Origin of the sequence: Streptomyces sp. NPDC048255 (assembly GCF_040652415.1) — a bacterium.
In the GTDB taxonomy this organism is placed as follows: domain Bacteria; phylum Actinomycetota; class Actinomycetes; order Streptomycetales; family Streptomycetaceae; genus Streptomyces.
Genome location: NZ_JBEZMA010000117.1, coordinates 1 through 6,714, shown reverse-complemented (window position 1 = coordinate 6,714; position 6,714 = coordinate 1). Strand labels below are relative to the sequence as shown.

At 72.0% G+C, this 6,714-nt stretch carries 6 protein-coding genes and 1 pseudogene; 5 read left to right on the top strand and 2 right to left on the bottom strand.

Annotated elements, in window-relative coordinates; all coding sequences use genetic code 11:
- From AB0D94_RS37475 to AB0D94_RS37455, 5 genes and pseudogenes are all read left to right on the top strand, one after another.
- The coding region (locus AB0D94_RS37475; RefSeq protein ID WP_362062353.1) for a cation:proton antiporter at window positions 1-597 on the top strand (597 nt) is incomplete at its 5' end.
- A 171-nt stretch (window positions 598-768) separates the two neighbouring features.
- The gene (locus AB0D94_RS37470; RefSeq protein WP_362062350.1) at window positions 769-1,200 is read left to right on the top strand and encodes an NfeD family protein; all 432 of its coding nucleotides are present in this window, start codon (window positions 769-771) and stop codon (window positions 1,198-1,200) included.
- Between the two features lie 3 nt (window positions 1,201-1,203).
- Entirely contained in the window at window positions 1,204-2,289 is a 1,086-nt protein-coding gene (locus tag AB0D94_RS37465; RefSeq protein WP_362062347.1) for an SPFH domain-containing protein, read from the top strand.
- A 199-nt stretch (window positions 2,290-2,488) separates the two neighbouring features.
- A pseudogene (locus AB0D94_RS37460) lies at window positions 2,489-3,107 on the top strand (epoxide hydrolase N-terminal domain-containing protein).
- An 86-nt stretch (window positions 3,108-3,193) separates the two neighbouring features.
- The gene (locus AB0D94_RS37455) at window positions 3,194-4,369 is read left to right on the top strand and encodes a UDP-N-acetylglucosamine--N-acetylmuramyl-(pentapeptide) pyrophosphoryl-undecaprenol N-acetylglucosamine transferase (RefSeq protein WP_362062344.1); all 1,176 of its coding nucleotides are present in this window, start codon (window positions 3,194-3,196) and stop codon (window positions 4,367-4,369) included.
- Window positions 4,370-4,421: 52 nt separating this feature from the next.
- Here the strand turns inward: AB0D94_RS37455 and AB0D94_RS37450 are convergent, their stop codons facing one another.
- Entirely contained in the window at window positions 4,422-5,453 is a 1,032-nt protein-coding gene (locus tag AB0D94_RS37450; RefSeq protein WP_362062341.1) for a DUF4436 family protein, read from the bottom strand.
- A 61-nt stretch (window positions 5,454-5,514) separates the two neighbouring features.
- Window positions 5,515-6,429, bottom strand: a complete 915-nt coding sequence (locus tag AB0D94_RS37445; protein ID WP_362062338.1) for a DUF4344 domain-containing metallopeptidase — start codon at window positions 6,427-6,429, stop codon at window positions 5,515-5,517.
- Window positions 6,430-6,714: the final 285 nt, after the last annotated feature.

Here is a 6,714-nt window from a genome sequence, read left to right as displayed (position 1 = left end):
CTCGTGGTCCTCGGCCTGACCCTCCTCGTCGCGGGCATCGCCCAGCAGCTCCAGGTCTCCGCCGCCGTCGGCGCGTTCCTCGTCGGCATCGCCCTGTCCGGCGAGGTCGCCGAGGGGACGCACACCCTGCTCAGCCCGCTGCGGGACCTGTTCGCGGCCGTCTTCTTCGTCTTCTTCGGGCTGCACACCGACCCGGCGAGCATCCCGCCCGTCCTGCTGCCCGCGCTGGCCCTTGCCGTCGTCACCGCCGGTACGAAGATCGCGACCGGGTACTGGGCCGCGAGGCGGGCCGGGATCGGGGTCAAGGGACGCTGGCGGGCGGGCGGAACCCTCGTGGCCCGCGGCGAGTTCTCCATCGTCATCGCCGGTCTGGCCGTCACCGCCGGCATCGAACCGGCCCTGGGACCGCTCGCCACCGCGTACGTCCTGATCCTCGTGGTGATCGGCCCGCTCACGGCCCGCTACACGGAACCCGCCGCGGCCTGGTTCGGCCGCCGCCGAACGCCCACGGGGCCCGCGCTGGCCGCCGTACCCTCCCAGCCGGGATCCCCGGAAGACGCACCGGACCAGGTGCAGGATCCGGCCGGCCGCGCCTGATGAGGCCTGGGCGGCGGTCACCGGCCGGCGGGTTCCACGAGGACCGGCAGGCACGCCCGCCCCCACGGCCCGGGAGCTGGATTCCGATTCCACCCCAGGAGAAACGGGTAAAGTGCTGGAAAAGTGATATAAGCCGCAATCTCCTCCTTCCCACGTCAGGAGGCGTACGCGATGGACCCCTGGCTGATCTGGCTGATCACGGCGCTGCTCTTCGGTGCGGCGGAGATCTTCACCCTCACCGCCGCGCTCGGGCTGCTCGGGGGCGCCGCGCTGATCACCGCCGGATTCGCGGCGCTCGGGCTTCCCCTGCCGTGGCAGTTCCTGGTGTTCGCGGTGGTGTCGACGGTCGCGGTGGTCTTCGTACGTCCGGTCGCCCTGCGCCGCCTGACCCCACCGCAGGAAGAACGCTTCGGAGTGGACGCCCTGGTCGGCGGAGCCGCCTACGTCACCTCCGAGGTGACGGGCCTGGGCGGCAGGGTCCGTATCGGCGGTGAGGAATGGACGGCCTGCGCCTACGACGAGACGCTGGTGATCCCTCCCGGCACGACCGTTGACGTCATCGAGATCAAAGGCACCACGGCGCTCGTCTACCCCCGGGAGTGAACCATGGAAGCATCGGCGTTCCTCATCGCCGGCCTGCTCGTCGCGGTCTTCGCGGTATTCACCGTGCTGCGCGCGGTACGCATCGTCCCCCAGGCCCGCGCCCGCAACGTCGAACGGCTCGGCCGCTACCACCGCACCCTGAAGCCCGGACTCAACGTCGTCATCCCCTACATCGACCGCGTCTACCCGGTGATCGACCTGCGCGAGCAGGTCGTCTCCTTCAGACCTCAGCCGGTCATCACGGAGGACAACCTGGTCGTCGAGATCGACACCGTCCTGTACTTCCAGGTCACCGACCCGCGCGCGGCCGCCTACGAGATCGCCAACTTCCTGCAGGCGGTGGAACAGCTGACCGTCACCACGCTGCGCAACGTCGTCGGGTCCATGGACCTGGAGAAGACCCTGACCTCGCGGGACACCATCAACAACCAGCTCCGCGGTGTGCTCGACGAGGCGACCGGCAAGTGGGGGCTCCGGGTCAACCGGGTGGAGATCAAGGCCATCGACCCGCCGCAGTCCATCAAGGACGCGATGGAGAAGCAGATGCGGGCCGAGCGCGACAAGCGGGCCGCCATCCTCGGGGCCGAAGGACAGCGCCAGTCACAGATCCTCACCGCCGAAGGCGACAAGCAGTCCGCCGTCCTGCGCGCGGAAGGCAACCGGACCGCCGAGATCCTCAAGGCGGAGGGCCAGTCGCGCGCCATCGACGAGGTGTTCCAGGCCGTCCACCGCAACGACCCCGACCCCAAGCTGCTCGCCTACCAGTACCTCCAGATGCTCCCCCAACTCGCGCAAGGCCCGGGCAACACGTTCTGGGTGATACCCGGCGAGGTCACCTCCGCCCTCCAGAACGTCACCCGCGCCTTCAGCGAAGTCCTCCCCCAGTCCGCGGCCACCCGCGAGGCGTCCTCGGACGACCTGGCCGTTCAGGCCGCGAACGACGCGGCGAAGGCGGCGGAAGCCGCCGCGGAGGCCCTCGCCGACGCCGCGGAGGCCGACGGCGCCGCCACCGGCACACTCCCGCCGCACCTCTCGGCGGCAGACCCTCGCGATCGGCCTCCGACCCTCCCTCCCGGCCCCGCCGAATGAACCTCTCCGCCCCACAGCACCAGGCCCTGTCCGGGCGACCTTCGCGGGCCCGCGCCGCCTGGCACGGCACCTCGCCGCGTTGTCGGACCGCGCGAGTACGGCCGAGTACGAGCTGCGATCCTCCGCCTTGCGATGCACCGCAGCAGACGACGCGGGCTGATCCACGCAGATCGCCCGGACAGGACCTAGCATGCGGCCCATGCCGGACGCCCCTCCCCGCCCCGAGCCGTACGCCCCGCAGGCCTCCCCCGAAGCGCTCGCGGACCTCCGGGCCCGGCTGCGCGCGACGCGCTGGCCGGACGCCCCCGAGGACGCCGGTGGGTCCCTCGGAACCGATCTGGACTACCTTCGCGAGCTCGTCTCCTACTGGGCGGACGGGTTCGACTGGCCGGCGCAGGAGGCGGCGCTCGCCCGGCTCCCCCGCTCATGGGCGTCCTCGGCTACCCGCGATTCGGCGCCGCGGGAGGGGACGTCGGCAGCCACGTGAGCCGCTACCTCGCACTCGACCACCCCGACCGGGTCGTGGCCGTCCACCGCACCGACGCGGGCCTGCCCGTCTTCACCGGGGACCCGGCCGACCTCGCCCCCGAGGAGCGCGCCTGGCTGGAGGGCGCCGCTGCCTGGGGCGGGCAGGAGGGCGCGTACGCCGCCGTGCACCGGGCACGATCGGCTCGTCGATGCGCATGTACCGGGCGAACGCGGCGATCCCGCCCGCGCAGCACGCCCGGGCGAACGTCGTACGCGTGACCGAGCCCGCACGCGGCGGGCACTTCGCGGCGTTCGAGGAGCCCGAGCTCTACGCGGAGTCGGGACGCTGAGCCTGCGGTGGCGAGCACGGCCGGTTTCACGCGCGAGGGCAAGGGGGCTTCGTACCCCGCGGACCGCGGACAGTAGGGTTGCCCGGGTGAACACTTCCTCCTCGCTCCCGCGTTCCTTCCGGCTGCTCGTGACGGGTGGAGGGACCGGCGGTCACACCTACCCGGCCCTCACGGCCATCCGTACCCTGCAGGGCCGCCTCGCCGCCTCCGGCGGCACTCTGGACGTCCTGTGGATCGGTACCGCCGACGGCCTCGAGGCTCGCGTCGCCCCGGCGGAGGGAATCGCGTTCAGGACGGTGGCCACCGGGAAGATCCGCCGCTCGGCGAACCCGCTCAAGATGCTGTCCGCGGCGAACGTGAAGGACATGGCCCGAGTACCCCTCGGGGTGGCCCAGGCCCGGACCATCGTCTCCGAGTTCCAGCCGGACGTCGTCCTCGCGACCGGCGGGTACGTCGCCGTTCCGGCCGGTCTCGCCGCGCGTCTGTGCCGGCGCCCGCTGGTCCTGCACGAGCAGACCGTCCGCCTGGGCCTGGCGAACCGGAAGCTGGCGGGCTCGGCCACGCGGATCGCGGTGTCCTCGGAGTCCTCGCTGCCGCTGCTGCCCGCCGAGGTGCGGGACCGCGCCGTCGTCACCGGCAACCCGGTCCGCCCGGAGGTCCTCACCGGCCACGCCGACAAGGCGGTGCACACGCTGAACCTCACCGGGTTCGACCGGCGTCTGCCGACGGTCTACGTCACCGGCGGGGCGCAGGGCGCCCAGCAGATCAACGGCGTCGTCCGGGACGTGCTCCCCTGGCTGCTGAGCTACGCGAACGTGATCCACCAGTGCGGCCCGGCGAACGTGGACGAGCTGCGGAACGCCGCCGCGGGTCTGGACCCGGTCCTCGCCGGCCGGTACCACCTGACCGGGTTCGTCGGAGCGGAGCTGCCCGACGTCCTGGCGCTGGCCGACGTCGTGGTGTCGCGGAGCGGGGCGGGCACCCTCGCGGAGCTGACGGCTCTGGGGAAGCCCGCCGTGTTCGTGCCGCTCGCCACCTCGGCCGGCAACGAACAGGCCCACAACGCCCGGCACCTGGCCGAGGCGGGGGCCGCGGTCGCCCTGATCGGCGAAGTCACCCCGCAGACCTTGCAGAACGCCGTGGGCCCGCTCCTGACCGACCCCGCCCGGCGGGCGGCGATGGCGGACCGGGCCCGGGCGTACGGGCGGCCGGACGCCGCGGACAGGCTCGTGGACGTGCTCCTGGCCGCGGCATCCGGCTGACCATCCCCGGAGGGCCAGGCTTTCGCGTCGGGCAGTACGACCCCTGTGGCCCTCATCCCCGGAACCTGTGAACGCTCCGCCGCCGGCCCCGTACGGATCCGCCACGCAAGCGCGTGCGGCGCAGGCGCAGACGGCCCCGGCGGGCCGGCGCATGCGCTTCCGTGGCGGGTACGGGGCCGCCGATGCGGTGTTCGATGAGGATGCCGTGGAAGACCAGCACGGTGAGGCTGAGGACGATCAGGGCTTCGGCCCAGTAGAAGGCGAGGTAGTCCAGGAGGCAGCCGTTGGGAGGTGAGCCCGGGGCGGCGGTGCGCAGGCCGACGAGGGCGAAGAGGCTGGCCGCCATCCAGCCGAGGGCGGGCCAGAGCAGGCCGCGGTGCTGTCCGACCACGAGCCAGCAGGCCACCACCACGGCGAGGGCGACCGCCCACATGGCCGCGATCATGAACCAGGCCAGGATGAAGGTGCTGCGGGACCTCACCACCTCGCTGTTCAAGTAGGCGAACTGCCCCTCGTAGGCGCTCTCCCGCGTCCGGTACGTGAAGTACGGGTCCTCGTCGTGGAAGGCCAGGCGCACCGGCACCTGCGCCGCGGTCTTGCCCTGGCCCGTGGTCGCGGCGAAGCCGAAGTCGGCGGCGTACCGGTCGAAGGGGTAGTCCGAGGAGGTGCCGTCCAGCAGCGGCACCTCGATGTCCTTGATCCACACTCCGCTGGCGGTGGTGAACCTCAGTTCCTCCTGCGAGGCCGCGGCGTGCAGGGTGACGTCGGTGACCGGGAAGCCCGACGGATCGAGGAGGCGGCCCTGGGGAGTCACGCGCACCCGCAGGATCATCCTGTGATCGGCCGGGTCCGTGCGCTGCACGGCCGCCTCGATGTCCACCCGGTCGGCGTTCTGGGCGGGGCCGACGAGCATCGGCCGACGGCGGGTGTCGCGTTCGTCGAAGTACAGGGCGATGCCCGCCGCGGCCACCAGCAGGACCGCGATCAGGGCCACCGCGAGGGTCCGCCAGGGCAGTTCCGCGCCGAGCCAGGGGGTGTCGGCCGTGCGGCGCAGGCGCCTGGCGCGGGTCGCCTCCTTGGTCATGCGGTGATCCTGCCTCCTCGCGTTCCGCAGGGACCGGAGCCGGGCGGGTGGGGCGGCGTGTTCAGGAGCTGTCGGGGTTCCTGAGGTAGGGGTGCAGGAGGGTGCCCCAGGCCTGGTCGAGCTTGTCGAACTCGGCCGGGCACCGTTCCGCTCGGTCCTGGGGCAGCACTCCGTCGGGGTTCGTCTCGCTCTGGACGACGTAGGAGTAGGTCCGGGGGTCTGAGCCGTAGAGCCAGCAGGACCAGTTGAAGAAGCGCTGGGCGTTCAGGGAGTGCCCGTCCGCGTACGAGCCCGGTTCGTCCCCCTCGACCCCGTCGAAGTCCCAGAGGCCGCCCCAGGCGTTGACGGTGCTCATCGCGTACGCCTTGTGCTTCTCGTCGCCGCCGGCCAGCAGGAGCACGGACAGCTGGTCGGCGGCGTCCTCCTCCCGGCCGGTGATCGGCAGGTCGTACATGTCGATCAGGCCGTGGGCCAGCTCGTGGAAGAGGACACCGTTCGTCAGCCCGATCAGGTCCTCGTCGACCGCCCTGTCCCGCTGCTCGGCCGGTCCTTGGGTTTCCTGGCCCTCGTAGATGCCGCGCATCTGGTTGACGAAGTCGTAGCAGTAGGTGATGTCCTTGGAGTCGGCGTTCCAGGAGGCGCTGCCGTCCTCGCAGGTCGCGGCCTTCAACGGCACGTCGTAGGCCAGCTTGATCAGCGAGTTCGCGTAATCGGCGACCTCTTGCAGCACTTTGTGGTCCTCCAGGAAGCCCTGTGCGTGCGTGTCGCCGATCGTGGTGCCCCGCTCGTAGGTGGCGACCAGCTTCCCCTCGCCCTTCACGGCCGGCGGCGGGGGTGAGGAGGCGCGCGAGGGGCGGCCGGTGACCTGCGCGCCGGGTTCCGCACGGCCTGCGCCGGGGCCCTCGGCCGAGCAGCCCGCCACGAAGGCCAGCGAGAGCACCATCACGATGCCCGCGCAGGCTCTGCGACCCACCACGGCGACCACCTCTCCGGGCTACGACACGGAACCACGCACCACAGCCTGCGCCGCAACCCTCCCCGCACGCGACCCGGAAAGTGACGGACGGTCGCGACCGCGTCCGCCGGGCCCGGCGGACGGGGGCTCAACGGGGCAGCCCGGCCCATCCGCCACCCGGGTGACCGGCCACCGTGGGCTCGGCCGTTCGAGGCCCTAAAGGTTGTTGCAGAAGGCTCAGTCTTGGGCATTTTGCTTGTATGGGTGGGGTGTTGCGGACTGAGCCGTTGTGGGTGGAGACGTTCA